The sequence below is a fragment of the Bradyrhizobium sp. CIR18 genome, from assembly GCF_014198295.1.
Lineage (GTDB): Bacteria > Pseudomonadota > Alphaproteobacteria > Rhizobiales > Xanthobacteraceae > Bradyrhizobium.
On sequence record NZ_JACIHF010000026.1, the window covers coordinates 1 to 24,375 of the forward strand.

At 59.4% G+C, this 24,375-nt stretch carries 27 protein-coding genes and 3 pseudogenes; 17 read left to right on the forward strand and 13 right to left on the reverse strand.

Translation table 11 applies throughout. From position 1 onward, the window contains the following. Window positions 1-125: 125 nt before the first annotated feature. The 4 genes from GGD65_RS38315 to GGD65_RS38330 form a co-directional block, all read right to left on the reverse strand. Entirely contained in the window at window positions 126-626 is a 501-nt protein-coding gene (locus GGD65_RS38315; protein ID WP_246783571.1) for a Crp/Fnr family transcriptional regulator, read from the reverse strand. A 773-nt stretch (window positions 627-1,399) separates the two neighbouring features. Then, complete coding sequence (locus GGD65_RS38320; RefSeq protein WP_312014222.1) at window positions 1,400-1,777, reverse strand: TadE/TadG family type IV pilus assembly protein; 378 nt, start codon at window positions 1,775-1,777, stop codon at window positions 1,400-1,402. Beyond that, entirely contained in the window at window positions 1,774-2,277 is a 504-nt protein-coding gene (locus GGD65_RS38325; protein ID WP_210317526.1) for a TadE/TadG family type IV pilus assembly protein, read from the reverse strand. The genes GGD65_RS38320 and GGD65_RS38325 overlap by 4 nt, the downstream gene beginning before the upstream one ends. A gap of 10 nt (window positions 2,278-2,287) precedes the next feature. Continuing rightward, on the reverse strand, window positions 2,288-3,601 hold the full coding sequence (locus GGD65_RS38330; protein ID WP_183238579.1) for a TadE/TadG family type IV pilus assembly protein: 1,314 nt from the start codon (window positions 3,599-3,601) through the stop codon (window positions 2,288-2,290). A 522-nt stretch (window positions 3,602-4,123) separates the two neighbouring features. Here GGD65_RS38330 and GGD65_RS38335 point away from each other — a divergent pair. Further along, window positions 4,124-4,282: a hypothetical protein gene (locus GGD65_RS38335; protein WP_183238580.1), complete on the forward strand. Its 159-nt coding sequence runs from the start codon at window positions 4,124-4,126 to the stop codon at window positions 4,280-4,282. Between the two features lie 226 nt (window positions 4,283-4,508). On the opposite strand, the gene GGD65_RS38340 is transcribed toward GGD65_RS38335, so the two are convergent. Further along, window positions 4,509-4,670 (reverse strand): hypothetical protein, encoded by a 162-nt coding sequence (locus GGD65_RS38340; RefSeq protein ID WP_183238581.1) that lies wholly within the window; start codon window positions 4,668-4,670, stop codon window positions 4,509-4,511. An 807-nt stretch (window positions 4,671-5,477) separates the two neighbouring features. Here GGD65_RS38340 and GGD65_RS40650 point away from each other — a divergent pair. From GGD65_RS40650 to GGD65_RS38360, 4 genes are all read left to right on the forward strand, one after another. Next, window positions 5,478-5,861 (forward strand): hypothetical protein, encoded by a 384-nt coding sequence (locus tag GGD65_RS40650; RefSeq protein ID WP_246783572.1) that lies wholly within the window; start codon window positions 5,478-5,480, stop codon window positions 5,859-5,861. Window positions 5,862-7,953: 2,092 nt separating this feature from the next. Beyond that, window positions 7,954-8,166, forward strand: coding sequence for a hypothetical protein (locus GGD65_RS38350; RefSeq protein ID WP_183238582.1), 213 nt, complete (start codon window positions 7,954-7,956; stop codon window positions 8,164-8,166). Between the two features lie 180 nt (window positions 8,167-8,346). Next, window positions 8,347-8,535, forward strand: a complete 189-nt coding sequence (locus tag GGD65_RS38355; RefSeq protein WP_183238583.1) for a hypothetical protein — start codon at window positions 8,347-8,349, stop codon at window positions 8,533-8,535. Window position 8,536: 1 nt separating this feature from the next. Next, entirely contained in the window at window positions 8,537-8,842 is a 306-nt protein-coding gene (locus GGD65_RS38360) for an outer membrane protein (protein ID WP_183238584.1), read from the forward strand. A gap of 282 nt (window positions 8,843-9,124) precedes the next feature. On the opposite strand, the gene GGD65_RS38365 is transcribed toward GGD65_RS38360, so the two are convergent. The 3 genes from GGD65_RS38365 to GGD65_RS38375 all read right to left on the reverse strand — a co-directional run bounded on the left by GGD65_RS38365 (window position 9,125) and on the right by GGD65_RS38375 (window position 10,523). Further along, a complete protein-coding gene (locus GGD65_RS38365; RefSeq protein ID WP_183238585.1) occupies window positions 9,125-9,322 on the reverse strand; it encodes a hypothetical protein in 198 nt (65 codons plus the stop codon). A gap of 482 nt (window positions 9,323-9,804) precedes the next feature. Continuing rightward, window positions 9,805-10,083 (reverse strand): hypothetical protein, encoded by a 279-nt coding sequence (locus GGD65_RS38370; protein WP_183238586.1) that lies wholly within the window; start codon window positions 10,081-10,083, stop codon window positions 9,805-9,807. Window positions 10,084-10,319: 236 nt separating this feature from the next. Next, window positions 10,320-10,523: a hypothetical protein gene (locus tag GGD65_RS38375; RefSeq protein ID WP_183238587.1), complete on the reverse strand. Its 204-nt coding sequence runs from the start codon at window positions 10,521-10,523 to the stop codon at window positions 10,320-10,322. Window positions 10,524-11,192: 669 nt separating this feature from the next. On the opposite strand from GGD65_RS38375, the gene GGD65_RS40655 reads away from it, so the two are divergent. Then, window positions 11,193-11,384, forward strand: coding sequence for a hypothetical protein (locus GGD65_RS40655; RefSeq protein WP_246783574.1), 192 nt, complete (start codon window positions 11,193-11,195; stop codon window positions 11,382-11,384). Between the two features lie 360 nt (window positions 11,385-11,744). On the opposite strand, the gene GGD65_RS38385 is transcribed toward GGD65_RS40655, so the two are convergent. Then, window positions 11,745-13,316, reverse strand: a complete 1,572-nt coding sequence (locus GGD65_RS38385) for a porin (RefSeq protein ID WP_183238588.1) — start codon at window positions 13,314-13,316, stop codon at window positions 11,745-11,747. A 484-nt stretch (window positions 13,317-13,800) separates the two neighbouring features. Here GGD65_RS38385 and GGD65_RS38390 point away from each other — a divergent pair, with 484 nt between their 5' ends. From GGD65_RS38390 to GGD65_RS40035, 4 genes and pseudogenes are all read left to right on the forward strand, one after another. Continuing rightward, window positions 13,801-14,679, forward strand: coding sequence for a recombinase family protein (locus GGD65_RS38390; RefSeq protein WP_183238589.1), 879 nt, complete (start codon window positions 13,801-13,803; stop codon window positions 14,677-14,679). Window positions 14,680-15,468: 789 nt separating this feature from the next. Beyond that, on the forward strand, window positions 15,469-15,672 hold the full coding sequence (locus tag GGD65_RS40660; protein WP_246783575.1) for a hypothetical protein: 204 nt from the start codon (window positions 15,469-15,471) through the stop codon (window positions 15,670-15,672). Between the two features lie 62 nt (window positions 15,673-15,734). After that, window positions 15,735-15,902, forward strand: a pseudogene (tnpB, locus tag GGD65_RS38400) (IS66 family insertion sequence element accessory protein TnpB); the annotation flags it as partial. A 177-nt stretch (window positions 15,903-16,079) separates the two neighbouring features. Then, window positions 16,080-16,232 (forward strand): annotated as a pseudogene (locus GGD65_RS40035) (IS66 family transposase zinc-finger binding domain-containing protein); the annotation flags it as partial. Window positions 16,233-16,711: 479 nt separating this feature from the next. Here the strand turns inward: GGD65_RS40035 and GGD65_RS38405 are convergent. Further along, window positions 16,712-16,993 (reverse strand): hypothetical protein, encoded by a 282-nt coding sequence (locus GGD65_RS38405; RefSeq protein WP_183238590.1) that lies wholly within the window; start codon window positions 16,991-16,993, stop codon window positions 16,712-16,714. Window positions 16,994-17,157: 164 nt separating this feature from the next. Between GGD65_RS38405 and GGD65_RS38410 the strand changes: the two genes are divergently transcribed. Then, complete coding sequence (locus GGD65_RS38410; RefSeq protein ID WP_026202632.1) at window positions 17,158-17,367, forward strand: hypothetical protein; 210 nt, start codon at window positions 17,158-17,160, stop codon at window positions 17,365-17,367. A gap of 19 nt (window positions 17,368-17,386) precedes the next feature. Here GGD65_RS38410 and GGD65_RS38415 read toward each other — a convergent pair whose 3' ends face one another. After that, window positions 17,387-18,769, reverse strand: a complete 1,383-nt coding sequence (locus GGD65_RS38415; protein ID WP_183238591.1) for a tyrosine-type recombinase/integrase — start codon at window positions 18,767-18,769, stop codon at window positions 17,387-17,389. Between the two features lie 293 nt (window positions 18,770-19,062). Between GGD65_RS38415 and GGD65_RS38420 the strand changes: the two genes are divergently transcribed. Both GGD65_RS38420 and GGD65_RS38425 read left to right on the forward strand, forming a co-directional pair. Beyond that, window positions 19,063-19,293 carry a hypothetical protein gene (locus GGD65_RS38420; protein WP_177237518.1) on the forward strand — a complete coding sequence of 77 codons (231 nt, stop codon included), beginning with the start codon at window positions 19,063-19,065 and terminating at the stop codon, window positions 19,291-19,293. A gap of 38 nt (window positions 19,294-19,331) precedes the next feature. Beyond that, window positions 19,332-19,730, forward strand: coding sequence for a hypothetical protein (locus GGD65_RS38425; protein WP_183238592.1), 399 nt, complete (start codon window positions 19,332-19,334; stop codon window positions 19,728-19,730). Window positions 19,731-19,774: 44 nt separating this feature from the next. Here the strand turns inward: GGD65_RS38425 and GGD65_RS38430 are convergent, their stop codons facing one another. Continuing rightward, window positions 19,775-20,341 carry an SET domain-containing protein gene (locus tag GGD65_RS38430; protein ID WP_183230097.1) on the reverse strand — a complete coding sequence of 189 codons (567 nt, stop codon included), beginning with the start codon at window positions 20,339-20,341 and terminating at the stop codon, window positions 19,775-19,777. Window positions 20,342-20,504: 163 nt separating this feature from the next. Between GGD65_RS38430 and GGD65_RS38435 the strand changes: the two are divergent. Then, window positions 20,505-21,106 (forward strand): annotated as a pseudogene (locus GGD65_RS38435) (hypothetical protein). A gap of 23 nt (window positions 21,107-21,129) precedes the next feature. Here GGD65_RS38435 and GGD65_RS38440 read toward each other — a convergent pair. Continuing rightward, entirely contained in the window at window positions 21,130-21,858 is a 729-nt protein-coding gene (locus tag GGD65_RS38440) for a TetR/AcrR family transcriptional regulator (protein WP_183238593.1), read from the reverse strand. A gap of 106 nt (window positions 21,859-21,964) precedes the next feature. Between GGD65_RS38440 and GGD65_RS38445 the strand changes: the two genes are divergently transcribed. The 3 genes from GGD65_RS38445 (at window position 21,965) to GGD65_RS38455 (ending at window position 24,367) form a co-directional block, all read left to right on the forward strand. Continuing rightward, entirely contained in the window at window positions 21,965-23,362 is a 1,398-nt protein-coding gene (locus GGD65_RS38445; protein ID WP_183238594.1) for a carotenoid oxygenase family protein, read from the forward strand. 80 nt (window positions 23,363-23,442) lie between these two features. Then, complete coding sequence (locus GGD65_RS38450; protein WP_018321880.1) at window positions 23,443-23,715, forward strand: hypothetical protein; 273 nt, start codon at window positions 23,443-23,445, stop codon at window positions 23,713-23,715. Between the two features lie 76 nt (window positions 23,716-23,791). Then, window positions 23,792-24,367 carry a hypothetical protein gene (locus GGD65_RS38455; protein ID WP_183238595.1) on the forward strand — a complete coding sequence of 192 codons (576 nt, stop codon included), beginning with the start codon at window positions 23,792-23,794 and terminating at the stop codon, window positions 24,365-24,367. The last annotated feature ends 8 nt before the right edge of the window (window positions 24,368-24,375 follow it).

A 24,375-nucleotide genomic window follows, 5' to 3' on the forward strand; every position in this document is an offset into this window, starting at 1 on the left:
TGATTGCATAGGCTGCTCCTCCGAATCGTGGGAGCCTCAAACGGCGCCCCATCCTTGGCACTCTCGTGCCCGTGGAGGAGCCGTCCACAGCATCATAAGCGGAAGTGCACTGAACGGCATCGTCATCAGGTTGATGCACTTTGGTGCAGGTAGATCCTTTCGAACTGGCCAACTTCCTCAATTTTGGCTTGGTCTAGCAAGTGGAAAGTTCTGTGATCGGTCGCGACAAGACCTTCCCGGCGAAGCTGTTGGAGAGTTCGATTGACGTGCACGACCGATAGACCCAGGCAGTCTGCCAGCTCGATTTGCGTGATTGGCAGCTCAAACGACCCGTTTAGCGTGCGCCCGATTGCTGCGAGGCGCTCGTGAAGCTCCGCAAGCATGTGTGCCAGTCGAACACGCGCTGGCCTGCGGCCCACGCTGACGATCCATTCCCTGAAGATTGCAGAATCGACCAATGTCTCGCGCCAAAGCGCGGCAGCGACGTTCGGCCGCGTTTTGTTCAGTTCACGCAACGCATCGTGCTTTATGAAGCCGAGGGTGCACTCTGTGAGCGGCGTTAGGTCATGGTCCATGACGTGTAGGTGAAGGTTTTGAAGGGCGCCCGCACGCTGCAGCCCTTCCAAAAGGTACCTTCAATATTTCCCGGTTAGATAGGGCGTTGTGATCACGAATTGCCGCTGCGGCTCCCTTCGGTTGACGCGAATTGCACTCCTGCAGCAACGGCTGTGCTTCCTCCGTTAGTCCAAGCTGGCCAAGGCTGGCGAGAAGGACTCTAAGGGCGATATAGGGACGTCTTGCACGCATGGCGAGCCGACCGTAATGCGCCGCCTCTTGATAGTGTTCCTCGTGATAATGGGCCAACGCGACGAAGCTCAAGAATGCCTTGCGCCTGACGCACCAAGTCCGGTGGCAATTCCCTGGGCGACATTCAGCTGCGCATTGTCCTTCTCCGAGGCCGTTATCCCCCGCCCCGTTTAGCGAACAATGAGATCAGCCGTCTTATAGACAGCGCGTGCTTCACACGTCTCGCATCTCAAACTGAATTCTTGATCAACTTTTACATTCTTGATTCCGATCTGGGCGCCGCATCTCTTGCAAGCAACCGACCTTCGCTTGATCTCGTCCTGCACGGACTTGGGCCGTCTCCACGCAAGGCAGAGGAAGATGGTGATAAGAACAACAACGAGCCCTGCCAGCAGCGGAATGTTCATCTCTTTAGCTCCAGCTTGGCCGCAGAACAGAGTCTCGGCAGTAGCGTGGCCCCGGCGGGCCAAAGGTCTGGACAGAGCCATCGGCCATGCGCGGGCCGCGGGACACGACAGAAGAATATCAACAAACTCGGCCGGTCTTTCCGTGCCGCATCTTTCGAAGCTGATGGCGGCTGCACGCGACGAACTTAACTAGGAAAGCACGCCTGAGCTGTCAGCATCAGTGGAGAGAGATTGAGTATTTGCGGAAATTGGAAAGCATAACTAGCGCTCACCTGATTGCCGCATGTCGGCGTAGAGAAGGCGAATGTCTGGGCAGGAAGAGTGAGGCCGAACGCCTGCTGGGCGGCGTAGCTTGTGATGGCATTGCTACTCGGGCAAAGCGTCGGATTGACGGTCGCGCAGCGCGCCGCCATTTCCGCACCATGTTGCATGCCCAGTTGAGTCCAAAAGAGTAGCCCGAACTCGATGATTCCAAATATGAACAGAAAAAAGACTGGAGCCGTCAGAGCAAATTCCAGCGCCGAAGCCGCTCGATTGTCTCGCCATATGTTCGCGAGCTTCACTGCAGCCTCGCTGTGGATTGCGCATTGTATGTATAGGTGGCCGCAACGACTTGATAGTTAATCAGAGTATAATACGTCGCCTGCGCCGACACAGTCGTATATGTTCCGGCCTGCGCTCCGCCAGAGCACACTGTGCCACAGCTAACGGCGCTCACTCCCCTACTTGTCGGGCAGCCGCAGAATTGAACAGGTCCAGGTGATGCAATGATAGCTGTGGAATTCGTTGCGTTCGTTACCGCATTGGAAATGCTGCCCACATCAAAGCCGCGCGCAATGGCGTATTGCGCCCCCGCTTGCGCCGCCCCCTCAACCTGCATCTTGCGATAGACAGCGAGCCCTATATCACTTACCGAGACGACCATCAGCGACAATAACGGAATCATAATTGCAAATTCGATGGCGGCTGCGCCACGAGTGTCGCGTACAGCAGCGCGCACGGACCAGGTTAAGGCGCGAAGGAGTTGGCTTCGGTCGTGAGGAGATGAGTTTCGGATTTGCATTGAGGCAACCTCACTCGATCAACTGTGCAGTCTGCGCGCCAATCGCCGCGGTGCCGAGCGCTGAACAATTGACCTGAAGATTCGATGTACCGCTGAACGTCAGGGTATCAGCGACAATCTTAGTACAGGACGTGCTCGTGCCGTTACCGCCACTGAAGCTGAGATTGGCCTTTGGCAGGTAGATGGCGCCGCCAAAATTCTGGGTGCCGCCGCCCGTCAAATTGAAAGCAGTACCGGCGGGCATGTTGCGGTCGCCATAAAGGACGATTCCCTTGGTCGCGCCGGCGGTCGGCGCGGTCAAGTCGACTGTAGCGTTACTGCCGATGGAAGCTGTGCCCCAGTTGCCGCCCGACCCGGTAAAGACCAGCGTCACACCGGCGCCTGTGATCGTTGCGTTACCGGCGACGCTTAGATTGGCGCCGTCGAGGTAATAGATCCCCGGCTCAAAGCTTAAAGTCGCACCAGCATTGACTGTAATACTGCCGCTGTAGCAGCCAGGGCTGAGAGAGTTGGTCTTACCATTGGCATTGACGGTAATCTTTGCGCTGGTGCAGCTTGGCTCCGCCGGGGGAGTGACGTTTGCATAGGGATCGGCGACCGCGGACATGTGAGTCCGGACGCCATTGGTGGCGGTAATGTTGCTCGCGCCGGAGACGTCGCCAACCACTCCGACCTGGTTGGCAGCGACGGAAGCGCTGCCCGCAACGTTGAGTGATGGGCTTGCACCGGAGTTGCTGTAGAGGTTGCATTTGATCAGATTGAGCTGATTGCCTCCGCTCACGTTCACAGCCGGACTGGCGCTTGAATTCAGCGCGAGTACACAGCCTGTGCCGGAATTGGGCAGCGCAACCGCACGCGCGGTGATGAGCACAGGTTCCGAGCCGAACAACGACGATAGCAACCGCCGCTGCGCCTGGCTCACAGTAACCTCGATCGCTTGCGGGTTCGAGGTATAGTTGCCCGTCTTCGGCGGTTGGTTGACTACCACAGTGACGTTGTTCACCGCATTCGCGTAGCCATAGTTCGCAGTAACGGCATTGGCTTCGGAGCCCATGTCGCCGCCGGCCGTTATCGCTGTTGCCGCACTTACCGCGCCTGAATCCGCCGCGCTCTGCATATTCTTGTGCTTGTAGTACCACCATCCAACCTCGGTGCCGAGGCCGGCCGTGCCAACCAAGACAGGCATCAACAGCGCAGATATGATTACGTAGGTACCCGACTGATCTCGAATAAACCGCTCAAACAAACTAGGTCGGCGCGGTCCACACTTCGTCAGGTGACCTGAAACTTTCGAGGAGCGGCTCCAAATCTTCCAGAGGTTCATGTTATCCTCCCAGCGGTTGCCACTTTTTCCTGAAAAGAGGTTGATGCAGGCCGATTTAAAGGCGCCCCAATGTGGCTAAGACAATTTTAGCGAACTGACAGCAAAACGACGGCCATGTCGTTTGGGGCCGGCACTGCGGCGGCTTCGGGGTGTGACAGTTAAGATGGGAAGAACTCAGGACGAGCAGTTGTTGTGACCCTAACTGTACTTCGCCCCCTTAATCGATCCCGCGATAGCGTCGACGACCCCATCTTCGTTGGCGCCAAGCGTCCGGCGGCAGGATCGTAGAAGCCGACCATTACTAACCTCATCCCACCGTTCTGACCTACGCGCATGTTTCGCGCACGGCTCATTATTCGTGCACGATCATGTACTTAATTGAGCGTCGGGCAAGCTTTTCACGAAGCCGTGATGGCCTACATGTACGACGAAGTCGTCTGGAAATTTGATTTTGGGTCGACGACATCAACCGGAAGAATGACAGGTGCATGATCACGTCATCTCAAGGGACGGAGAGCACCTATGCCCCGCTATATGAACCTTGGAACTTCTTTTGCTGCCCTGCTCATCGCCGCTCTTGCGCTTGTGCCGCACCCGGTCAAATCTGATCTCGGCGGTGGTTGGCAGTGCAGCCAGACGCTCATGGTGGTGACGAGTTGTGGGCACGTGAGCGCTCAATGATGCGCAGGAGCACCGCAGATACTGCCGAGGGAAGCCCGACGCTGGACGTACCCCGCTGTCCTGCCTGTGGCACACCCCTCTTTCCTTGACGCACTCGAACTTGGCCCCCGCAGGGATCCCTCGACCGCTCGGTGACCCGTGACGTTATGGAGGTCGATGCGCCGGCATGACTTGCGGCAGTACTGTTGGCGTGAGCGCCGCACCGCAAGAAACGATTAGGGGCCTTTCAATCCTTCTCAATACGGTCGGCGCTTTGAGCTTCGAGATATTCAGCCCGTGAACGGTACTCTTCGAAAATTTCCAGCAAGGCCATCTTAGCACGCTCCTCCGCTGACAGAGCCGCTTGCTCGCGGGCGGCGCGTTCAAGGCGTCGGAGTTCTCGTTTCATGGAGAGAGATTACCCGGCCGAACCGCCGCCGCATTAAAGTGTGCTAAAGTGTACGCATTGTTCGTTCCCTCAGGGACAGCTAACACCCTCGTTGACCTATAACGGGCAAAATCAGCCTGAACCTGCGTCCTGACGTGACGATAGGCATCTCGTTCTCCGGCTAAGGGCCACAATCGTGTCTCGGGCACTAAGCTATTAGGGGTAGCCTTGAACGGCCCCTATCCCGCCGATAGCCGATATCACAATTGGCTCAGCCTTGTTGGCTAAGCAGGAGACGACATTGGGGATGATGTGAAAGAGGCCGCCGACGCGGACGCCTCTTGTTCGATTAATGAGGCGAAACCATTGCGGCCACGCTGAACGCCACCACGCAGGCCGCGGCAAGTGACCAGAGCGCTATGGCCATCTCTCTAGGCATAGAGATTCAACACCCCTTGATATTCCAGGTTCCTTTAGGGGCGGGGCGGAAGCGTTTGCCGTGGAGGCACTGCGTTTCTGGCTGGCGCCGGCGTCCTCGCTACACCAGCAGGACGCGACGGCTCCTCGATTCTGTTTCCACGCACCATCCAAGCAGCAAGGCGCTGCAGGCTACGACGCCACGCGCTGAAAGAGGGTTCGGCAAGATCATCGTCCATCCTACAACTATTAGCTGCGGCAGGGTTTACGATCAGCTGCAATTTGAGAAAGTGCCGCAAAAAAGTTGTTGTGATGCTTCGAGCGGATGCTGTCCTTGCGTGCATCGTCGCAAATTTAAGTTCCCCTTGAGCCGGGAAAAAGTGGTAAGTTCCTCGGGCTCGGGACGCCTTCATGGCAACCTATCGCGCATACCTTTTGGACGACACCGGCCATGTAGCCAGCCGGATCGATCTGGAATGCGCCGACGATGAGGCAGCTAAAGAGCGCGCGCTGTGCTTGCCGCATGAGAACGGCGCCGAACTGTGGCTGCTGGATCGGCTCATCGCTGTCTTCGGGCCAACCGTCCAGGCTGAGCATCCCGTGGACGTCGCCGACAAGCTGGAAAGGCTTTTGACCGACGCCGAGGATTGCACGCTGCTCAGCAAACTTGCCGCTGATCCCGCCAAGCGCGAACGCTTCGCTCGGCTTGCCAAACGGTTTCGGCAGATGGCCCGAAAGTTGGACACCGCGATCAAGGCCAATCCCGATCCGGACGATTCCATAGCTCCGGGCTAGAGTGCCAAACAGGGCCGGCCCTTTAGATTGGCGCCCGATCTCGCTTCTTTGAGATCTCCCCGATCTGTGGAGGCCGCTTTGCCGCACATGTGCGCGTACAAGAATCGGCAGCCGAAATTTTCGTGCGCAGACCTCCGTACTCGCCGCTCTGCCAAGGTCAGCTTCGGGTCAAAAGGGGACCATCGGCATTTCCCCTCCCCTCGTCTGCTTCGCAGCGAGAAGCGGACCTCAACGTTGCACGGACCTCAGGGCCCTGCCGCTGATTGATAAGGTTTTCGTGCGACTGATAAGCTTTGCGACACAGTCGCGAATGGACAGGCTTTGGCGTCATAGACCTCGATGTCCCTCTCAGGAGATTTCTCATGACGCCATGTCCTCTCGAGGCTTGTTCCCACTTTGATAAGCTGCCGCAGGCTCACAGGCCGTGGCAGCAACCTCCCGAGGGATCTCGGCATTCGATGAAAGCCGTGGTACGTGTTCGGGGCGAGGGGTCCTGTCAACCTTCTTGTATTTGCTCGTGATTTCCGCTTTCCCCGCGAGCAATCCACGGTACTAGCCACGGTGCCCCGAGCGGCTTCCCGACTGTAGTTTTCAGCACCTCCAGGAGCGCGGCGGCCTCGCCCGGCACCCTGCTCTCCCCAGCTAGATCCCGGCAGATGCGCTCCATGCGCGCGAGGTCATCTATGTCGTGCGGATTGTGGCCCAACACCGGCTAAATTCACCGCGTACACAACTTACCGCATGGCATTTCCCAGGCGCGGAAAGCTGCCCATACGAGTCTCTCGCGGGCGCATAGTTCCTACGGCAACGGCAAACTTGGCGGCGGTGGTCGATCGAAAAAACGGCCCCAGCGTCTGGCGGCGGCTGGGGCCGTTGGAATGCTCCGGCACCAAGGGGGGCTTTGAACCGGAGCACAGCACTAAACCGGTGGCTTGCTCCTAGTTCCTAGGGAAGAGGCAGGGCTTGCGAGAACCGACCCATCGCCAAACGCGCGTTCGAACGATGGGCCGTCCCGGGTGGATGTCGCGAAGCTGGAGTGATCCAGGTATCACGCCACAGACCGAAATCTTAAATCCTCGCGGCTCGAGAGTCGTTCCTTGCTGGATAAGGTAGCCGCAGCACGTGGGCGCTTAGTTCGGTCCATCTCGACTCGGCTCGTCCCAAAACAGCTTCTTGCAGTTGGGCACCGAAAGTTGGCAATAGCCCCGTCCGGTGAATCGACTACGTCAACGAAGAGCATGGGTTTGTTGCATGCGGAACAGGTCGGCAGAGGCTTAGTCTTATTCTCTTGTATGGCCATCCGCCCGAAGGTAAGCCGCAGGTGCTGGCTTGAGACAGATCCTGCGGCCTATGCACGACGTTCCGCACGATCGGAGCGGCACGGACCCTTGCTAGCACAGTGGCCCGCCAGCGCGAACCGGTGGGCCGCTTGTCACTGCCTCAGCCGTTTCGGGGCAGCAGGAGCTGCTCCAGTCCATCCTCGATCACTCGGAGATCCTCAAGTAAAGCATCTCGAGAGTCGGGCGGGTTCACGCCTGATGTGGACTGTAGCTGTTCGAGCACCTTGCGCCGAAGGTCTCGCATATTTTCTAGGGCTTGCCCCGGTTGTTCAAACGCACATAGGCCGAAACGATCAATCCAATGCTTGTGGTGACCAAATGCAAGATTTTAAAATAGGTCGCATCGTCGCCCATTCAAGCTATTCCGCAAGCACCCATCAAACAGCATCTTAGTAACCAATCAGGCCCAGGGTGTCCTGTGACGGGGCCGTGGGGCACATACGCGGCCTTGTGCTTGTGGTTGAGGGCCCGCCAGCTCAGCCAGCTCCGGCGGGTCCTCCCTCATCTTGATGCACGTTAAGCCTGCTGCCGATTGTGAACTAGATCATACTGCGTGTCAGAAATGCAGCGATAGGATCATCCACCGGGCCGGCTGCATATTTCCTTACACCTTTTCACCCGGTTTCATTTTGGTCATGCGCGGGCCGCAGCGAGAACATCGCTGCGGCCAGTAGAACCGCTGCGTTCAATCACCAGCAAGGTTTGTGGGCACCAACAATTTTGCGGCGTCTTTTCCAATGGGAGGACGTTTTATGCCTAAGGAGAATTGCCTGATTGTTCGTGCGGCCGGGAAACGATTGGACCTGTTACGAGGGGAAGCTGCCCGCATCGCGAAAAGAGCTAACGTTCGCTGGTGGACCGACCGCGCGGAGATCGGCACCAAGTTCTGCTTTGAAGATTCCAAAGCAAAGGAGCTATTCGCAATTACCTGCGACAGCCTCGGCATTACTTCTCAGGACGGCTAATCCATTGAAAAACCCGCCGATCTTGGGAGCCGACGAGTTCTCAAGCCAATACGTATCACGGTGCTTTTTCAAGGCGCGTCAGCATCTCGGCCGAATGAAAACACGGCGAACCTCAAATGATCATCTTCGATTGCGGCGTTCAGCATCAACTCGGCGGCTATCCTACAATCATGAAGCTCCATGCCTTCGACGTCCTCGCCCTCGGGTTGTACCCGTCCGGCAGGCGCGGCTCAGATCAGGGAGGCCTACAATGGCCAAGCCATGGGCGGCGACGACTTGCGAGATATGCCGCTGTATCTGCGAAAGATGAATCTCCAGCGGCTGTTCGCGCGCAGGCCGGAGGGCATATCCGTGGTCGCCTCGGTGTAGCTTGCAACAATTCGCTGCTTTACGTGACGGTGGTGCGGCCTGGGCGGATATGGACCACATTACGTGCTCGCGACGCGCTGTTCGAGACCGTCTCCACCACCCGCACCGGCTAGCCGTCGGCGCAGGCTGCTGCTTCACGCCCAACTGGTCGGGCCGTGTTGAGTACCGCTACACCGATTTCGGCAACTTCCGGAACAACTCCACCGTCTCGTTCCCCGGCCTCTCCTACGAGCACGATCCGGTGTTCTACACCGTGCGTGCAGGTGTCAGCTATCGCTTCGGCGGCCCGGTGGTCGCGAAGTACTGATCTGCCCAACCCGATCAAATCAGCAGCTTAAAGCCCCGGCGTCGTCCGGCTGTCGGATAGTTAGCAGCTCCTGCGAGCGATAGCATCCCGCTTCAGGGCCTTCAGCGACACGCCTTCAGATGTTCTCGGTGGATCATCAGCGACGAGTGGCGGCTTCAATGAGCGGCGGAGCGCGGAAGCAGTGGCGATGTTAGCTTTTGGCCCTCAGCGGACCAATCGCAGCATGGGGCGCGAGGGCAGCTTTTGACCCAAAGCCGACCTGAAGGGACGTCGGTTGGCGCTTTAGAAGATGTTGGAATAATAAATGAAGATTGCTTCATCGCGCTCAACGACAAATTGCGGTCGCTGCAAGCCGGGGCTGACCGGTAAATGCTTTGGCGACAGTTCCGTCAACTCCGAACGTTTGACGCCTGGTACGTTGATCGCCGCCGCCATCAAACAAGATAGCCGCCCAATAGCTCTGACACGCGACAAAGCCAATCATCGCTCCTTCGCGATAATCCAGTCTTTGCACGTATCCGCTTTCAGGCGATTTGGTCATCGGCAGGCTAGAAGCGAGGGGTGGCCACAAGAATGGATAAATTTCAGTTGGCCAACGACTTGAGACGTGGAGGCCCGAGCGGACTGCCCGACCGATGATTTGACCGCTCCTTATCGGCAGCCCATGCGAGCCGCTGCTCGGCTGAAATCGATTGCTCCAGGCCCCAAGCACATTGCCTATGCTTGGTCGTTCAATCTCGCTAGGCATGGTCCAATAGCGAAGATGGCCTTCCGGCCAAAGCTCGTGCAATTTGGCACGAAAATCATCAGGCAATTTCAATCGTCGATAGCCGTCGCAAACTCGTACGTATTGGCCAAGACCCGGCGGATCGGAGTTGGGGAAGTCATACCCCCACGGGCCGGGCAAGACGCCTTGCTGAACATACTGTTCGGAAGACCTTTTACGCCAATCCTCCCACTCGTCACGGGTCGCACGGTCGATGCGCGCCGTGAAATGCGAGCTTGGCTATGGGATTTTCGTAGGCATCCTCGCTCGCGTAGCCTAGCCCGGCCGAAAGATCGGAAATGTCCTCGAACCACACCGCGAGTGGAAGAGGGTCATGCGCGGAGGCAGCTGCGTTGTTCAGCTCAAGAGGTGATCTTCTGCTCAGCCTCAAGGACGCGTCCGCGTAGTGCTTCCAACTCGGCCAGCTGAGCAGCGAGCGCGTCGAAGCGATGCCGAAGAACAGCGGCAGCGGCATCCGCTCGACCGCCGCGATTGCCCGCCTCGGACAAGTTGGCCCATTCGAACGGAGCGGCCGATCGCATTGACGCTGGGGAATTCTGGAAATGACGGAGACCAGTCATGGCCGGACTTTCCGAGCGGGCGCAAGGGAAATGGAGTAGGAAGGCCGCGCCGCGCTTTGTATAGCGAGGCAATAATTAAATCACATCACAAAACAAAAAAAATAAAGACGTTAAACAATCTAATCAAAAATTATAACACGCTCACCGGCTCTGTTCGTACCTTTAGTAGTTTTATCCCCGGTTCCTTCAAGTCTACTCTCTGGCTGAGCTGTTTAAGCCGCTCCTCAAGGTCGCGCTTTGCTGCGATCAGCTTGACGGCTAGAATCTGACGAACGTCGGTGTGCAGTGCCCACAGCTCATCAACGGACATCGCTTCAAGGTGATCTCGATGCATGCCACCCGGGTCCCTGCATACCCTAAGATGCGTGGCTGAGGGAGATGCACAGCGGTTCCAGGCTTCACGCTCAGGCACGGGCACCGCACAATAAACACTCTGATATTAAATCATATTAAATGAATAATATATAGCCAACTTTATTTTGTCATTCACAACAGATTTAAAAAGGGCGGCAGAGTAACGCCGCCCACGACTGCACGGCGAAGTCTGCCGCCATGCCGACTAGGATATCGATGTCGCCATAAGGCGATTCACCTAGCCGAGATACGATACGTCCTTTGCGCGCGAGGCCAGCTCGGCTTTCATCTTGTCGTCCCGGCTTGGTCGTTCGCGATGAATTCAGCCAGTTCGTCGCGAGTCATTTCAGAGAGCAACTTTTGCTGAGAGGACGTCTCCTTGCGGCTGGGAGCGATGTGCCCTGCTCGATCCAAGTCCTTAATCTAGAGATCAGCCCGAACCCGCACTCACGCTCGCGTCTTCTCGATCAACTTGGCGGATTCACCGGCAGGGCGTCGTCCTTTGATGAACCTCGCGGCAGTTCGAGACTGCCTGGTCAAAGCTGGCGCCGACCTTTGAGCGAGGAACAGCTCGCTCCTCGTCGCCGTACACCTCTTGAGCGGCCGCTTTATGGGGCTTCATATGGTTGAGACGAAATTCGACAGAGCCATGAAGGAATTTGTCTGGAATATATTAGAGATCCAGTCCCAATTGGAGGACATTCACTCCGTGTGGGCGCGGCTGCTCGGCATTACCGAGCCGCAGTGGCTCATGTTAATGGCGATAATGGACTTGGACGAGGACATGGCATTGAGGGAATTGACCTCGCCAAGAAGTTACGGGTCCACCCTGCGTTTGTAGCAAGTCAGACCAAGAGTCTCGCAAAGGTTGGCCTTCTTGATCGCCGGACTCGGTCGGATGATGCCCGCTTCGTGCAGATGTCAGCAACGAGCAGGATGGCTGCAATAGCTAAGCTAGCCGAAAAGAAGGCAAGCCTGAACTCAACGATTTTCGCCGACCTTGATGAAGGTAGGTTGGCTGAGTTGAACACTGCACTTTTGGCAATTGCCAAGAATGTTCGACTGGCTGTCCGACTATTGGCGATCGAAGTCTTGTAATCTTACCAAGACACCAAAGCCCTCGGTGGTTTCCCGCCGAGGGCTCTGAGGAGCTCTCGGCAGTTTCCTACCAAGAGCTCCAATGTAGTCGCTAGAGCGAACCTTACCAGTTGCGCTGAGCGCGGAGGAGCAGGGTGATGGTGTCCTGATCCTTGAGCTCGTACACAGCGGCCGGCTTGGCCGTTGCGCCGGCACCAGCGTAACCAACCGTACCGGAGTACTTCTGGTCGAGATGGGTCCAGTTCAGGTCAGCCGAGAACGTGAGGTTCTTGACGGGGGTCCAGCGGGTGATGACACCGACCTGCGCAACGGCGAAGTCAGGGTTACAACCCGTCACACCGACCAGGCCACCGAACACGCCGCCTGCACCGCCAGCGCCGCAAAGCGTGGTCTTGGCGAGCGAGCCGAACTGCGCCTGAGCGTAGGCACCGTACAGCGCGGTGTTCCAGTAGGGATCCCAGTTATGGGTGTAAGCGCCGCGGAAGCCCCAGGTCTTGACGGTTTCCTGCGAGCTGCCGGTCACGAACACGGTGTCCGGAGCGATGGCGAAGCCGACGCTCTGGTAAGCAACGCCCGAGCTGCCGAACATCGAGTAGCTGCCGCCCGCGAGGTTCTGGAAGTTGTAGCGGGACGCGCCGTCGGTGTAGACGCCCGAAATGTTGATCACGTCACCCGCACCAGTCGGGATGTTCTTGATCGACAGAGCGAGCTGAACCGCCCAACCCCACTTGTCGTCGGGGTGGCCAGTCGGCTCGGTGGCGCCGTAGTAGGCAACGTGGTTGTCGTGCGCAGCGACCGACGCCTGGAACAGACCCCAAGCCTGGTCGACACGAACCATACCGACGAGGTTCGGCGAGCGCGAACCGCCGATGGCGTTCGAGCCATACGAACCGCCGATCATGCCAGCCGCCGAAGCGCCGGTCATGTTGAGGTTGCCGGCCTGGTAGTAAGCCGTCGCGTCTTCCGCCGAGAACGACGCCGTCACGCCCTGACCGAAGTCAGCGGTGTAGGTGAACTGGTTGACACCAGTGACCGTGCCGGAACCGCCGACGAGGCTGTCGAAGTTGTTGCCGGGATAGTTGGTCCAGGGCGCGTCGAACTGCGACACGGCCTTACCCATGGTGAAGCCAGCGAACTGGATGAAGGCGTAGTACACGCCGAGCGAACCGCCCGAGGTTGCGCCGTCGGTGCCGTTGATCGACGAACCAACGAGCGCCGGGGTGGCGCCGGAGGTGTTGAGCGCCAGCGTGCTGCTGTAGGCGGTCGTGCCGGTCGCGGAGCCGGTGCCCTGATAGTTGCCGGTGGTCCAGGAGAACACGCCGTCGAAGAAGGTACGGACAACGCCGTACTCGGTCGCGGTGCGCGTGTCGATGTTGAGATCTTCACGAGCGCGCATGGTGTAGTAGTTCGTCAGACGGTTGCGCGCGCCGTTGTTGCCGGTGAGCTGACCGCTGAAGCTCGAGTTGGTGTTCAGCGCGACTTCAGCGCGCAGATAACCACCCAGCTTGATGCAGGTGTCGGTGCCCGGGATGTAGTAGAAGCCCGCGCCGTACAGCGAGCAGATCTTCACGTATTCGACCGCCTTGGCCTTCACGGGCAGATCGGCTGCTTGAGCTCCGCCCACGGCGATCAGACCCGCCGCTGAGCCGAGCAAAAGGCTCTTAACCAACTTCATGTTAAACCTCCAAGTTGCTCTTCAGGGAAGGTCACTGACCGGACGGCCAATTCCCCAACCCCCTCTAAATCACCGCTCCGGGCTCCTTCGCGTCTTCGGACACACCCGCATGAACGCGAGGGACTTAAGCGAAATGACCTAAACGGGACGACCTCGGGATGCCCCCCTCCGTCGCCCAGTCACCATGATCGATGCCCCATGCACACACAACAAGAGAACGCTCCGAAACGGGCCTATGAAGCTTGTTTTCGGACAGGTGTTGCACAAAAATCACGCAACTTCTTGAGAGGAATTCTCGTTTAAGCTATTGTTAGGTATGACAATTCTAGCACTCACAGCTGCGTGAGTGCTTCGCCGACGATGGGTCCTCAGGTCGGGAACATGCACGTCTAGTGCACCTGAAGGAGGGGAATCGATTTGGTCTTGGGGACGAATCGAGTGTCCGTTTAGACGGCGCAGCCAGCCATTCGGATCTAGGATCACTATGTCTAAAGAGAGCAGCAAAAAGATCTCAGCGGCGCCAAGTTGGCTTGGCCTCACTAAAAACCGGTTGTCTTTCGTGTTCCTCCCGGATCGGGCCGAAACCGTGCGAAAAATTTTCCAACTCGCGATCGGCGGGATGGGCAGCTACGCCATCGCGAATTATCTCGACGAACAAAAGGTGCCGACTTTCACCGGATCGCTCAACTGGGACAACACCACCATAGACTCCATGCTCCGGAACCGGGCGACCTATGGCGAATACCAGCCGAAGTCCTTCGCTGCAGGTCATAAGAAGGGTATCCCGAGCGGCCCTCCCATTGCCGGCTATTACCCTGCAGTAATAGACAAGGCCACTTTCGCTACTGCGCAGGCGGCACGCCAACAGAATCTGGCGCATCGTGGGCGCAAAGGAAATGACCTCGCTAACATCTTCGGTGGTTTGTGCTCGTGCGCCTACTGCGGTGGCGAGGTCATCTTCCATCGGATCTCAAACGTGCAGGTTCTGGTGTGCGAGCAGGTTTTGAACGACAGCGCATGCAGCCGCTCCGCCTGGACGTACAAGGATTTCGAGACCACCGTTCTCGCCTTTTTAGCTCACCCGGCCTTGCTCGACAAAATGGGGGAGGAGCAAAGGACGTCGCTGCTCGGTCTTGCGGAAGAGATCAACAGTCTCTCGTCAGACGGCGATCGACGTTACACCAGAAGAGTGAATATAACTGTCTTGCTCAAGCAGATTGTCGACAGTCTGATCGTTCACAGCGCCGGCAACTTCAGCCTGCCTAGACACTCCTCCTCTCAAATTCGGAAGGACATGGACGGCAGATTTGTCGAGATTCAATTACGAGATGGCCCATATTACCGCTGTATTTCAATTAACTGAGACGCCGCGGCGGCTCCGCTAGGGAGCACCACCGCGCCGGCCTCGTCGGGTATTTGTTCTCCTGCAAAGGCTTCATGGTGGTGCTGCACTTGAACTTGCCGCCGGTTCAAATTTGTCGACTACAGTTGAGAGCAAATCCGAGCAGCCGGGACCAGTTACGTGTCAATGGGGAATTCGATAAGACTGGATCTAGTTCATCGCGAGGGCACACTCAACGCGTCGCTCGGCTTCAAGCAGAGGCGCCGCGATCGATTCTTTCAGTGGAATCTGGTGACCGCACTTGGGGCAGGGATGTGGCCCGCGTGGATCAAACAGACTAATCAGACCGGAGATCGTGTCTGACTCTCGAGGGCCGACTTCCAATTGATCTTGGACATCGCGGCGCCATCCAAGCCGAAAGGCATCTCCAGTTCAGACAAGCCTCCCATCATAAGCGGGCACCTGCTCTCACCGTCGCAATGATCAAACATCCAGGTGTCGGAAACGCACCGACGCGATCGAGGCAGAGCCGGTCAGGGATTCGTAGTATCCGTCCGGTGAAGGCCGCCTTGCCGAATGAGGCGTGTTGTTGAGAACTGTCCTTATGGACAGTGATAGGCGCAGTGCCCAAGTCGAACGGCTTGAGGTGGTGGACACGGGCCGGCGGCGGCGCTGGTCCGAGGATAAGAAGCTCAAGACCGTCCTGGAGAGCTCAGGCGCCGCGCCAAGTCGCGGCAACGGCGCGGCGATATGGCGTTTCGCGCTCATTGCTGCTGCGATGGCGACGGTCGTTTCGGCCTGAGCCGAAGGATGCCGCCCATCAAACCTGGCTTCGTACCGGCGATGGTGGTCGCGGAATCAGGGCCGACGCCTTGTCCAGTCGCACCGGCCAGCAGCGGCGGGTCGATCGAGATCGAGCTTGCTGCCGGGGCTCGGATGCGGGTCACGGGTACGGTCGACGCGGCGACGCTGAAGGCCGCCGTGGCGGCGCCGGCAGATGGACGCCTACGGTAATCCCCATTGCGTCGGGCGTGCGGGTGTGGATTGCGACCGGCCACACCGATATGCGTCGCGGCATGAACTCGCTGGCCTTGCTGGTGCAGGAAGCGTTCACGCGAGACCCGCACGGCGGCGACCTCTATGTGTTCCGTGGCAAAAGCGGCAAGCTGATCAAGATCCTTTGGCACGATGGACCTGGCATGTCACTTTATGCCAAGCGGCTGGAGCGCGGCCGCTTCCTGTGGCCGTCGTCGGCTGATGGCGTGGTGACAATCACCCCAGCCCAGCTCGGCTACCTGCTGGCGACTGGCGGATGCCGCAACATACCTGGCGACCGCAGGCGGCCGGCTGATCGCTGGGATTTGAATCGGTGGCACGATCAGCGGTTCGGACAGAGACCGGGTCTTGTGATTCTCTGGTCGCCAGCCCGCCGGCCGCTGCCGGAGCATTTGCCGCGGCAGCGCATTGTCTATCCGACACCTGCGACCTGCCCATGCTGTGGCGACAGCCGATTGCGGAAGCTCGGCGAAGACGTGACCGAGACGCTGGAGCTCCTTCAGCACCAGTGGAAGGTCAGCAAAGTCCCCGCCTGGGCCTCGGCTTCCGCGGCCAAACGGGCCGCTCGCTCGGCGCGCAGCATCGCCTGCAGCGTGGCGCTCTCTGCGGAAAATGACACGGCGTCGACTAACTCAAAGCCCGTCGCATGTAACGGTCTCCAAGATGTGCGCACGGCTATCGGTTGAAAAGCCCATTCAGGGGCGATTTCTCAAAGCTGCGCATGAAGATTCGTTGCGTCAATCCTGCCCGAGGTGATGCAAAAAGCATTCGCGCGACAGCCTGCATCGCGCGGCGGCTGGCGGTCTGGCTCTCGATGTTTCAAGGCCTTGCACGGACATCGACGAAATCTCGATCATGCTCTTCGCTACCAAACCCGTTCTAGATCCGAGTTTCGCGATACTGCGGCAACGTTCGCTTGAGAATACGGACAAGCGACCGGCGTGCTGAGCCAAATATGCGTACTTAGTTACACATCGCACAACGTAATCGTTGTCCGCTATCTCGATCCATCATTGGCGAAGCTTGAGCAACTTAAAGCAACAAAGGGGCGATTTGATGCACGTTCAACTAAATTGGTCACACCAACAGATGACGCAAAAAGCCAGTCACCGGAAAATGATTCCTCTCTTCTTCTCCTATTTTTCACTGGCTCACAATGAGGCTCGGCTCCTTCAGTTACCTCATAATGCTCGAAGCTTTCTTTGCTTTCACTAGAATGACGAGCCAACGCTGTGATTGCATGAATTGACGCAGAGCCTTCTTCCGTTAGATTCGTCATCTCTTGCGATCGCGAATCTGGCTGTCGAAACCAAGTTCACAGAGGCGGATGACAGGCGCGCTGCTCGAAAGCACGATGACGGCCTTGCTTGTGCGCAAACCGCGATGTCGGTCCCGACCTGGGCGGCGGACAAGGATGACCAGTCGAACACGAGGAAGGTCTCAATGGCAACGACAGACGGGCCCCATCAGAAAAGGACTCTGATTCCGTTGAAGAAGGCGTTGGAGCGCGGCGGTTTCGGTCGAACCAAGGCCTACGGGCTCATCAAGAAGGGAAAAATCATCGCCTACAAAATGGAGGGCCAGACCATGGTTGATGCCGCTTCGATCGACGCCTATCATATGAGCCTCCCTCGCATCGAGCCGAGCGGATGAGAGATGCGTTCTAACCTAGCTAGTTCGCCAATCTTTCAAAGGTTACCTCGATCGGTACAATCTTTTTTGGATCAGCAAAGCTGTCGATCCGGTCCGCCCAATGCTGCATCAGCTTGGTGCGTGAACCGATCAATGCCAGCGGTCCATGCCGTTTGTAAGTCGCCTTTACAGAGTCGCTATCGAGATGCGCCAACTGTAATTCGATGACATCGCTGTCCCACGCCTTGGCTTCATTGACCTCCTCATGATGGCAAAGGGTCGAGAACGTGGTGCGGAAGCCATGGGCGCAATGTTCGGTCTTGGTGTCGATGCCGAGCGTTCGCAGCCGATGACAGAGCGTTCTGCTGGACAGCGGTCTGTCTTTGGCACAAGCGAAAACGTAGCGCCGACTGCCGGTGATCTGCTGCACGCGCCGTAGGACCGTGAAGGCTTGCCGCGACAGCGGCACGACATGGTCCCATCCGGTTTTCATCTTTGCCGCCGGTATGGTCCAGCGTTTGGCATCCCAATCGATTTCGGTCCATTCCATGTCGTTGATCATGCCGGGTCGAGGGACCGTCAACGCATCGACCCGGAGGGCATCACCGACCACATCGCCAAATCTGGTCTTCTCCCAAGGCGGCATGATTAGCCTGAAGAGACGAACCACATCCTGCGGCTCAGTGACGCCAGGGCGTGGTGTCGAGACGTGGACACTGAGTTGCTTCTTGCAGGCACGGAACGGATTGTAGCCGTCGCCTTCGAGGTCGGCGTAGTCGCAGACTTGCTCACCGATACTGTGGACCCGGTCACGGGTCTCTAACCTACCCTCAGCCTGCATCGCCCGGAAGAAGGCAAGCACGTCAGGACGCTTGATGTCCGGCCGGTAGAGCTTGCCGAAACGATCCTTCAGGTAGCCGGCCCATCTTTCGAGTAGCGCGATGGTTTCGGGACTGCGCACGGTGACAAGCCTGCCACGTTTGATCTTCTCGGTTTTCTTCTCGGCAAGCCATTCGTCGATCCACGCGCCGAATGGGCGTTCAGCTGCCTGGCGATGCCGTTCGAATTGCTTTTCGATTGAGGGATCGACCGGCCTGTCTTGTGCAAGCAGGGCCTTTGCGGTGTCACGTTTCTGGCGGGCTGTGGCGAGCGAGACGGTGCCATCGTTGCCGTTTCCGTAAGACCCGATGGAGTAGGTCTTCTGCCTGCCGTGAAAGCGATAGGCCATCCGCCAGAGCTTGGAGCCGGCCTTGCCCGGCCTGTTCGGGTCTGGCGTGATCAAGAGATAGAGACCGCCGCCAGTCACGTCCGAAATCTTGGTGGCTCTCCACGCGCCGTTCTCGAACTTCGGTCGGGCGACGCGGCAGTCGACATCGGTCCTGATCTGTTCGGGAGCGGCGTGCTCCTCCTTGTTGCGTGCCATCTGCTTTGGATTTCCTGTTATTCGGAATATCGAAAGTTGCCAAGAACGTTTGTTCTTCCGGTACCAACAGATACCAACAAAAGTGCCAACAAATCGGATGGCTAGGAGCGTATGAGAACAAACAGTGACGAACACCGATGTACGTAGAAGCATTTGTTTTTCAAGGGATTTTGTGCACCTCGCGAATAGCGTCGAACAATTTAGAACGGTCTTGAATAGGCGCCTTTCTTACCCACGAGGTAATCGAATTGGCCCCCGGGCCGGCGCATCTTCAGTGGCGACAGGAGATGACCATGATCGCGCTGCTGCTCTACCGGACCGTCGCAGACCACCTTGTTCCCTGGGCCACGGCCTTCGCAACGCGGATGCTGGCGCGCAGCCTCAACATGCCGGAGCCGCTGGTGCATTCGACCGGCGACTACGTGCTCGCGCAGGTTACAGCCTTCGAGCACGGCGTCGGCAGGAGCCTTTGTCCGTTCCGCATCGCCCGCCTGCTCCGCGCCTGGTGGCGCGCATGGCACTGAGTTTCACCCCGAGCCCACCCCAACCATGGAGACCTCTGATGATCGACGCTTCCACCTTCCTGCGCCGCGCCCTGTTGGCCGACGCCATCTTCAGCGGCGTTGCCGCCCTCGGCTTCGCTTTCGGCGCGAGCGCGTTCGCTGCTCTGTTCAACCTGCCCGAAGTGCTGCTGCGCGAGACCGGCCTGTTCCTGATCGCCTACGCCGCGCTGGTCGGCTGGCTGGCATCACGGGCCTCGGTGGCGAAGGCGCTCGTGCTGCTGGTCGTGATCGGCAATGCGGCCTGGACCGTCGGCAGCATTGCGCTGCTGCTCTCCAGCGCGGTGTCGCCGAACCTTGCCGGCGCGCTCATGGTCGTGGCGCAGGCGATCGCCACCGGCGTGTTCGCCGAGCTGCAGTATGTGGGATTGCGGAGAAGTGCGAGCGTTGTGGCGGCTTGAGGCCCGGGCTTGGCCGCGCATCAGTCGCGGCCATCGCGCCTCGGCTACGCCTTGGCGCGGCCGACCTTGCCGGCAAAGTGCTTGCCGTTCAGCTTCTTCTTTTTCACGGACGCGGTTTTCGCGCCCGCCTTCTGCGCCTTGCGCTCCGTGCGCGCCTTCACCTTGGCGCGCTCGGCCCGCGCCTCGGCGCGCAGCTTCTTGCGTTTCTTCTCGCAAGACTCGCACTTGCAACCGATCGGCTTCAGATAGGCTTTGAAATAGTCGGTGCCGTAATCGTAATTGATCTCGTCGCCCGGCTCGATGTTCTTGATGGCGCGGATGAAGACCTTGCGCTCGCGCGGCCGGACGTCGGACTCGGCGTTGGGCCGGCAGGAGTGGTTGATGTAGCGGGCGAGGTTCTTGCGCACCGAACCGTCAATGGTCCAGCGGCCATTGAGCTCGAACAGGTACTTGTTCTCGATGTCGTCCTGCTCGGGGATCCGCGAATCTAGGATCGGTCCGAAATAGCGGATGATCCGGGTGCCCTTCTTGATCGGCTTGGTGGCGAAGAGGCCGAGCCCGGTCTTGGAGCGGCCGACGCGATAGGGTTTTTGCGAGGAGATGGCTGGCATGATCAAGTAAAGGAGGACGCGAACGAGGCTGGAAGAGCCCAAGCGAAGCCGCTCTTCTAGAACGATTCCGCGCCGCTGTCAGGTCTATCGCACACCTGTTTGAACCTTGCCCACAATGAAGACGTCTGATGCTACGGAGTTCCCTGCGCTCGAGGCCCTCATGATGAACCGCATCACCTGCATCGGCCTGGCTGTCGTGATGATCTGCATCGGCCTGAACAGCGCCGCCGCCCAATCCGTGGGCAGCACATACACCTCGACCGCGCCCAAGGATTGCCGCAAGATCGGCAAGTCCAGCGAGCTCGACGGCAGCACCATGCGCATCCGGGCAAGGACGGCCTTCTGGTGCTGATTGCCGAGGACGATCTTCGCGAAATCGTCTCGGTCGGCCGCAATCGCTGGGCTGCGGCCGAGGAACCGGCAGCCAAGGTCTGGTTCGCCCCGTTCAGTTCGTCGGAGACCACGATCGAATGGCGTACCGTGGGCGCAAAGCCGTTTGCGATCATCCAGCGCTGGCACATCGCCGATAACGCCGATCCCGACAAGCAGGGCCGGCCCAACACCAAGGCCATGCTGGTCGTGACCCGGCTGCCGCCGGGCCCGGTCTGTCACGTCGCCTATGTCGATGCGATCGCCAATCCCACCGCCAACGAGCTTGCGCGCAAGGCTGCGGACGATTTCGCCCGCGGCTTTGCCTGCGGCAAGGACGAGGTGAAGATCATCGGCACGCGCGGCCGCGCCGTCGAACTGGCGACGATGCGCTAGAGCGTTTTCGGGCTCAACAGTCTTTACACGGGAAGTTTCGTGCTGATGGGCGCCGTCAGCATCGCCTCCAGCAGGCGTTCGGCCGTCGTCCCCTCGGGCAGCCGCCCGAGGATGTCCTTGAGCCGTCCATCGAGCAGCAGCATGGTGAAACCGTGCACCATCGACCAGGCGCGGGCGATCGCGGCGCCTTGGTTCAGCGTCAGCGCGTCTTCGCTGATCTGCTCCTGCCGCATCATGCCGATGGCGTTGGCAAGGCCCGCGAAGGAGGCTTCGGCGGCCTCGTGCAGCGAGGGTCTCGAATAATCCAGCCGCTCGGTGCGGAACATGATGCCGTACATGCCGGGATGCGCCTGCGCATAGGCGACATAGGCCTTCGGCCGCGCCAGCGCGCGCGCGAGCGGCGTGGTGGCGGCGTCGGACGACGAGGCCATCGCGGCGTTGAACTGGCGGAAGCCCACGGCCGCGAGTTCGCTGAGCAGGCCGGTGAGATCGCCGAAATGATGGGTCGGCGCGGCATGCGAGACGCCCGCCTCGCGCGCCACCGCGCGCAATGTGAGACCGGCGAGCCCGTCGCGTTCCAGCACCCGTTCGGCGGCCTTGAGCAGCGCCTCGCGCAGGGCGCCGTGATGGTACGGCGACTCGGTCTTCGCGCTCGCCGCGCCGCGCCTTGGGCGCGATGCCGCAGTCGACGTTGTCTTGCTGGGGGCACGCGCGCTTCGCGCCGTTTCGCTCTTGGTATCGGTCTTGGCCATTTGCAAGCTATATGACGCAATATTGACAGTGTAAAGATTTCGCTTGACCGATGCGGCAATCGGCGCTATCTGATCTTTACGATGTAAAGATAGGGAGGGATACGCCGTGCAGCACGACGCCGTCGCCGAGCGCCGCAACAATATCGCGCCGATCCCGTTTGAAGCGGAGGCGCCATTCCTGAAGATCATCGGCGAATTGCCGCGCGAGCTGAACGGCGTGCTCTACCGCAACGGTCCCAATCCGCAGTTCGATTCCCCCGGCGCGCATTGGTTCGTCGGCGACGGCATGCTGCACGCCTTCCATCTCGAGAACGGCCGCGCCAGCTATCGCAACCGCTGGGTCCGCACGCCGAAATGGCTCGCCGAGCACGATGCCGGCCGCGCTTTGTTCGGCGGCTTCGGCCGCAAGCTGCCGGACGCGCCGGCTGATCTCACCGATGGCGGCGTCGCCAACACCAACATCATCTTCCATGCCGGCAAGCTGCTGGCGCTGGAAGAAGCGCATCTGCCGACCGAGATCGAGCCGGGCACGCTGGCGACGCGCGGCTATCACAACTACCAGGGCCGCGTCGCCGGCAGCTTCACGGCGCACCCGAAGATCGATCCTGTGACCGGCGAGCTCGTGTTCTTCGGCTACAACGCGGCGGGGCCGCTGACGCCTGCCCTCTCCTACGGCTCGATCGATGCCGCCGGCAAGGCGACGCGCTTCGAGCGGTTCGAGGCGCCCTATGCCAGCATGGTGCACGACTTCATCGTCACCGCGAACCATGTGCTGTTTCCGATCCTGCCGATCACAGGCAGCATGGAGCGCGCGATGCGCGGGCAGCCGCCCTATGCCTGGGAGCCGGACAAGGGCGCCTATGTCGGCGTGATGAAGCGGAGCGGCGCGGCAAAGGACATCGTCTGGTTTCGCGGTGAAGCCTGCTACGTCTTCCACATCATGAACGCGTGGGAGGATGATAACCGCATCGTCGCCGACGTCATGCAGTTCGAGGAAGCGCCGTTGTTTCCGCATCCCGACGGCCGGCCGACCGATCCGGAGAAGTCGCGCGCCCGGCACTGCCGCTGGACCTTCGATCTCTCGGGGAATACCGATCGCTTCCAGCAGACCTATCTCGACGATCTCACCGGCGAATTCCCGCGCATCGACGACCGCCACGCCGGGTTGAAAAATCGCCACGGCTGGTACGCCTGCGCCAATCCGCGCCAGCCGATGTTCGGCGCGCTCTCCGGCGTCGTCCATGTCGACGGCAACGGAAGGCGTCTCGGCCATTATCTGCTGCCCGCCGGCGACACCATCTCCGAACCTGTGTTCGTCGAGCGATCGAAGGATGCGGCTGAGGGCGATGGCTGGCTGCTGGCGGTGGTCTGGCGGGCGCGGGAAAACCGCAGCGACCTCGCCGTGTTCAATGCCACCGATGTCGAAGCGGGTCCCGTCGCGCTGGTGCAGCTCGGCCACCGCGTGCCCGACGGCTTTCACGGCAATTGGGTGGGAGCGCAGTAACTCCCGCCCTTCTGGGGCGCGCCACTTGGCGCGCGCCCGGAGCCACAGCCGGACGTGTCACCAAAGAGGCCCGTATCCAGATGCCCTCAATCACCGCAGACTTCCTCGCCATCCTCGCCCTGGTCTGCGTCGCGCTCACATTCGAAGTGATCCATCTGCGGCGGAGCGGCCAAGTCATCTTCAACGGCGTCATCTTCAACGGCGGCATCCTGCTCGCCCTCGGCCTCGCGATCGCCTGCGCCCTCCCCATTCTGTCGCGCCTGCCCTGGGCGGAATTGGCCGACGAGGCGTCCGACCAGGCCGTTGCAGCCCTTCATCTTTTGGAGGTTGCCTATGTCATTTTGACACTGTAAAGATTCCCCTTGACCCGACCTCGCCTCTGAACTATTGATCTTTACACCGTAAAGATCGGCCTGACCGAGATAGGCAATGGCGATTTTCCTGATCCTTGCGCCCTACGGCGCTTACAGCCTCCTGATGCTGGTGACGTCGGCCGCGATGAGCGTGTTCGTGGCCTCCGCGATCTGCCTCGGCACCGTCGCAATCGATGTGGCGCGCGGGCGCTCGGTGAAGACCCTGGCCGCAGGCTCGGCGATCGTGTTCGCCGCAATCGGCCTCTACCTCGTGCTGCTCGACCCGCAGCTCGGAACGCTCGGCGTCAAGCTGTCGGTCGATATCGGCATCTTCGTCATCTCGCTCGGCTCGCTGCTGGTCCGCCGTCCCTTCACGTTGCAATATGCGCTTGAAGCAGTGCCGGCCGAGACCGCGGCGATGCCCGGCTTTCTCTATGCCAATTACGTCATCACCGGCGCCTGGACCGTGGCCGCGCTGTTGATGGCGGCTGGCAATCTCGTGCTGCTCTACGTCCCCGGCCTGCCGCTCTGGTCGAGCCTTGCAGTCGCCTTCGCCGCCCGCAACAGCGCCATCTACTTCACAAAATGGTATCCCGGGTATCGCCAGATCAAGTACGGTACGCCTGCCCGCGCATTGCCCAACGCCCACTGAACAGGATT

What these genes read in the sequence shown, in the direction of transcription:
- GGD65_RS38375 (WP_183238587.1), bottom strand. Translation starts at nt 10,523, where the DNA reads ATGCATCGAGATCACCTTGAAGCGATGTCCGTTGATGAGCTGTGGGCA.
- GGD65_RS40660 (WP_246783575.1), top strand. Translation starts at nt 15,469, where the DNA reads ATGCCGCCCATCAAACCTGGCTTCGTACCGGCGATGGTGGTCGCGGAA.
- GGD65_RS38325 (WP_210317526.1), bottom strand. Translation starts at nt 2,277, where the DNA reads ATGCAAATCCGAAACTCATCTCCTCACGACCGAAGCCAACTCCTTCGC.
- GGD65_RS38330 (WP_183238579.1), bottom strand. Translation starts at nt 3,601, where the DNA reads ATGAACCTCTGGAAGATTTGGAGCCGCTCCTCGAAAGTTTCAGGTCAC.
- GGD65_RS38370 (WP_183238586.1), bottom strand. Translation starts at nt 10,083, where the DNA reads ATGCCGCTGCCGCTGTTCTTCGGCATCGCTTCGACGCGCTCGCTGCTC.
- GGD65_RS38450 (WP_018321880.1), top strand. Translation starts at nt 23,443, where the DNA reads ATGCCCTCAATCACCGCAGACTTCCTCGCCATCCTCGCCCTGGTCTGC.
- GGD65_RS38420 (WP_177237518.1), top strand. Translation starts at nt 19,063, where the DNA reads ATGATCGCGCTGCTGCTCTACCGGACCGTCGCAGACCACCTTGTTCCC.
- GGD65_RS38430 (WP_183230097.1), bottom strand. Translation starts at nt 20,341, where the DNA reads ATGCCAGCCATCTCCTCGCAAAAACCCTATCGCGTCGGCCGCTCCAAG.
- GGD65_RS40650 (WP_246783572.1), top strand. Translation starts at nt 5,478, where the DNA reads ATGGCAACCTATCGCGCATACCTTTTGGACGACACCGGCCATGTAGCC.
- GGD65_RS38455 (WP_183238595.1), top strand. Translation starts at nt 23,792, where the DNA reads ATGGCGATTTTCCTGATCCTTGCGCCCTACGGCGCTTACAGCCTCCTG.
- GGD65_RS38410 (WP_026202632.1), top strand. Translation starts at nt 17,158, where the DNA reads ATGGCAACGACAGACGGGCCCCATCAGAAAAGGACTCTGATTCCGTTG.
- GGD65_RS38335 (WP_183238580.1), top strand. Translation starts at nt 4,124, where the DNA reads ATGCCCCGCTATATGAACCTTGGAACTTCTTTTGCTGCCCTGCTCATC.
- GGD65_RS38385 (WP_183238588.1), bottom strand. Translation starts at nt 13,316, where the DNA reads ATGAAGTTGGTTAAGAGCCTTTTGCTCGGCTCAGCGGCGGGTCTGATC.
- GGD65_RS38350 (WP_183238582.1), top strand. Translation starts at nt 7,954, where the DNA reads ATGCCTAAGGAGAATTGCCTGATTGTTCGTGCGGCCGGGAAACGATTG.
- GGD65_RS38415 (WP_183238591.1), bottom strand. Translation starts at nt 18,769, where the DNA reads ATGGCACGCAACAAGGAGGAGCACGCCGCTCCCGAACAGATCAGGACC.
- GGD65_RS38440 (WP_183238593.1), bottom strand. Translation starts at nt 21,858, where the DNA reads ATGGCCAAGACCGATACCAAGAGCGAAACGGCGCGAAGCGCGCGTGCC.
- GGD65_RS38340 (WP_183238581.1), bottom strand. Translation starts at nt 4,670, where the DNA reads ATGAAACGAGAACTCCGACGCCTTGAACGCGCCGCCCGCGAGCAAGCG.
- GGD65_RS40655 (WP_246783574.1), top strand. Translation starts at nt 11,193, where the DNA reads ATGAAGGAATTTGTCTGGAATATATTAGAGATCCAGTCCCAATTGGAG.
- GGD65_RS38405 (WP_183238590.1), bottom strand. Translation starts at nt 16,993, where the DNA reads ATGACGAATCTAACGGAAGAAGGCTCTGCGTCAATTCATGCAATCACA.
- GGD65_RS38390 (WP_183238589.1), top strand. Translation starts at nt 13,801, where the DNA reads ATGTCTAAAGAGAGCAGCAAAAAGATCTCAGCGGCGCCAAGTTGGCTT.
- GGD65_RS38425 (WP_183238592.1), top strand. Translation starts at nt 19,332, where the DNA reads ATGATCGACGCTTCCACCTTCCTGCGCCGCGCCCTGTTGGCCGACGCC.
- GGD65_RS38355 (WP_183238583.1), top strand. Translation starts at nt 8,347, where the DNA reads ATGCCTTCGACGTCCTCGCCCTCGGGTTGTACCCGTCCGGCAGGCGCG.